At 38.7% G+C, this 3,385-nt stretch carries 2 protein-coding genes and 1 tRNA gene; 1 reads left to right on the top strand and 2 read right to left on the bottom strand.

The genetic code is table 11. The annotated features are described in order from the left end of the window. Positions 1 to 1,195, top strand: a 1,195-nt coding sequence (locus tag FFR48_RS26370; protein WP_137669397.1) for an RNA-guided endonuclease InsQ/TnpB family protein, incomplete at its 5' end; no start/stop codon positions are given. Positions 1,196 to 1,269: 74 nt separating this feature from the next. Here FFR48_RS26370 and FFR48_RS26375 read toward each other — a convergent pair. Next, positions 1,270 to 1,343, bottom strand: a tRNA-Pro gene (locus tag FFR48_RS26375). Between the two features lie 269 nt (positions 1,344 to 1,612). Continuing rightward, positions 1,613 to 2,140, bottom strand: a complete 528-nt coding sequence (locus FFR48_RS26380) for a GNAT family N-acetyltransferase (protein WP_096565864.1) — start codon at positions 2,138 to 2,140, stop codon at positions 1,613 to 1,615. Positions 2,141 to 3,385 lie beyond the last annotated feature (1,245 nt).

Below are 3,385 nucleotides of genomic sequence, written 5' to 3' on the forward strand. Positions count from 1 at the left end.
TTACTATTCTAGGCAGATGTACTTTAAAACTGGTTGTATTCCCAGTAGAGTGGATTTGCATAAACAACTAGGAACTTATCAGAAAAGCATTCATTATCAGGCATTGTATTCTGATACTTCCCAGCAAATACTGACCAGTGTAGCTGAATCTTTTAAATCGTACATTGGGCTACTAAAAGCTGCAAAAAAAGGTGAGGTTTCCCAGAAACCAAAATTACCCAATTACTGTAAAAGTGTTATGACTGTAGCTACTTTTACAGGTAGGTCATTAAAATTGATTAATGGCATGATTAGGTTTCCTTTAGGAACGAAAGTTAAGGCATGGTTTGGGATAGATTCTTTTTGCCTATCAATGCCATCCAACCTTGATTTTAAATCAATCAGAGAAGTACGCATTCTGCCTAGAAATAGACAATTTTATGCAGAATTTGTCTATCAGGTGGATGAAGTAAAATCTGATGTTGATAAAAATAACGTTTTAGGGATTGACCACGGGTTGAATAACTGGTTAACTTGTGTGTCTAATCTAGGTACATCATTTATTGTTGATGGGCTTCATTTAAAAAGTTTAAATCAGTGGTACAACAAATTAGTAGCTAAACTTAAAAGCGATAAACCGCAGGGTTTTTGGTCTAACAGATTAGCTGCTATCACGGAAAAAAGAAACCGACAAATGCGTGATGCAGTTAACAAAGCTACAAAGATAGTCATCAACCACTGCATTGAAAACAAGATTGGTACTATTGTTTTTGGATGGAATAAAGGACAAAAAGATAGTATTGATTTGGGAGCTAAAAACAATCAGAAGTTCGTTCAAATTCCCACAGCAAAATTAAAAGACCGTATTGCTCAATTATGTAAACAATACGGAATAGATTTTATAGAAACAGAAGAATCATATACTTCTCAATCATCGTTTCTTGATGCTGACAATATGCCTAAATTCGGTGAATGGTTCGACTTCGCTCACCAACCGAAACCCGAAGGGTGGGAAGCAAGCGGGAAACGAGTTAGTCGTGGAGTATATAAAACTTCTGATGGGTTCAAAATTAATGCAGACTGCAATGGTGCTGCTAATATTTTGAGAAAAGTAGCGGTGATGCTAGGAATTGATCTTAGCGGAATCAGTAGAGGCTGTTTAAGTCAGCCTAAGAAAGTTCGTTTATGGACTCTTCAGAAATCTCCGCGTCTTTAGACCGGAGAAGCTTAAATATTAGTGAATTTATAGCAAGTTAACAGTTCTACCATAATCTTAATATTTATCTAAAATCGGGATGACAGGATTTGAACCTGCGGCATCCTGCTCCCAAAGCAGGCGCGCTACCAAGCTGCGCTACATCCCGAAAAATTTTCACTGTTGATAGTTTAGCTGCACATAACAAAAGTTATGTTTTGCTCAAGCATCTTTCTAACTATATCATACTAAAAACAGATTGCCAACCCCTTACAGGGAAAAAAATCAAATCACTTCCTTAATAAGAGTTTTTCTGTTGACTAAGCCTGAAAAAGTTGATCCTGCTAGATTAAAGCTCATTGCTCAACCAAACAATAATAGCACATCTTAGGTATGATAGCGAATTTATGGCGGCAACCTGTTTTGTTTGCTTGAGGATCATTGAGGATACCAAAACATCCCTTTAATACCCTCTGGGTCAGGCATAAAACCCATAGTCCGGTAAAAATCTACAACATGAGGGTCAGCGAAGAGAGTAACATTGCTAATTTCTTCACTTCTGAGTTTTTTGAGGACATATTTCATCAATGCCTTTCCCAGACCTTGACCTTGGAAGTCTGGATGAACTACCACATCCCAAATAGTGGCATTAAAAGCATGATCTGAGGTAGCACGGGCAAAACCAATTAAACGCCTTTTATTTCCTCGTACTTGCCACATAGACGCGACGAGAAAACTATGTTCAATGGCTTTTTTTACTTTTCTCAGAGGACGACGCGACCAACCCACCGCATCACAGAGTTCTTCTAGTTCATACAGGTCGATATCGCGTTCAGTGCTAAAAACGATACTGTCGCTTCCGGCGCTAGAGTTACCTTTATCTCCCCGTCCATACTCATCAAATGCGGTCGTTTTATTTGTCGCTACAGATTCAGAACTACTAAACCAAGTTTTCCAAAAACCCATGCCAACGTGGTTCGGGTAACATGACTGAATTGGTGACTCTGCTTGAGAGTGTTGAATCATTAGTAAAAACACTGTCTCTGTTCTATCTTCAGACACCTAACCTAAAAAATTACGTTGGGTGTTTTCGGGATGGGGACTTTTGACAGCCAGTTACTAAAAGTTTCAAACCAATCATTTTTAACTTTAGCATTTTGTTTTTACAATCACCTAGCTAAAGCACAGGGTATTTTTGGCAAATTCCTGGACTTTCATCTGCTGGATTGTTTTTAGTGGTTGATTTTTTGTGCCACTGAAATCAAGATACTGCATGATCAGGTATTTTGATGTATCCATATCTATAATTTTGATGAATTTGCCGCTGATGCAGACCCAAACAGAATCATTTGCCCAAGATTGACAGCAAAAAAGACAATGGAGGCGATCGCCTTAGCCAACTTGTGAACTTAAACCTCAAAAAACAAATAGATGAAAACAATAAATTATGTAGAATTTCCGTCATTAGCTAGTATGATATCAAACTTCTACTTCTATTTTCACCTTTAGGTAAAATCTATGCTCCTATGCTCCAGCGGCCAAAACGGAAAAATATAATAGCCAAGTAGTAAATAACACAGTTTTATAGCAGGAGTCAGGAGTCAAGGGTAAAACCCTATTTTAGTAAGACTTTCATGGTCAATTGATGTCCTAACTACTCTGTCTACAACTACGGCTATAGCTTTATTTTTATCAAAAAAATCGGGTCTAAAACCGCACTTCGTCCCGCTACGCTAACGCCTTTGAAAGCCAAAATTTTTTCCAAAACGGCCTTCTGCCTCCTACATCCTGCCTCCTATAACTTCCCTCACAGGGGTAGGTTTTTAATATTATCTGTTGAGGCAGGACCACCGAAGACAAGGAGGTATTGTAGACAAGGAAGATTTTATACAAAACAAGGTCTGTTTAGCCTCAATCTTTGTTACCAAGTGTACATTCTTGTTACGTATTTCCTCCCTTGTCACCTTGTCTGCCTTGTCCTCCAAGTCTTGCCCTCACGACAATGTAAAATACCTACCCTTGTGAGCTATAACTTCCCCCTGCTCCCCTGTTTGTTCCCCACATCTCCAGCCCCATAACTATTTTTCTGCTATATAAAACCTAGACAAAACTAGACTTTACTTTCTACTTCAACGGGAGCATGGGAGCAGTTATCCCTCAGTAGACTTTCACGCCTTAGCCAGACGCGATTGTGTTCCAATTAAGTTTCTG

Origin of the sequence: Sphaerospermopsis reniformis, from assembly GCF_005402885.1 — a bacterium.
Lineage (GTDB): Bacteria > Cyanobacteriota > Cyanobacteriia > Cyanobacteriales > Nostocaceae > Sphaerospermopsis > Sphaerospermopsis kisseleviana.

Bases quoted from the DNA above. Each gene is read 5' to 3' on its own strand.
- FFR48_RS26380 (WP_096565864.1), bottom strand. From the start codon at position 2,140: ATGGGTTTTTGGAAAACTTGGTTTAGTAGTTCTGAATCTGTAGCGACA.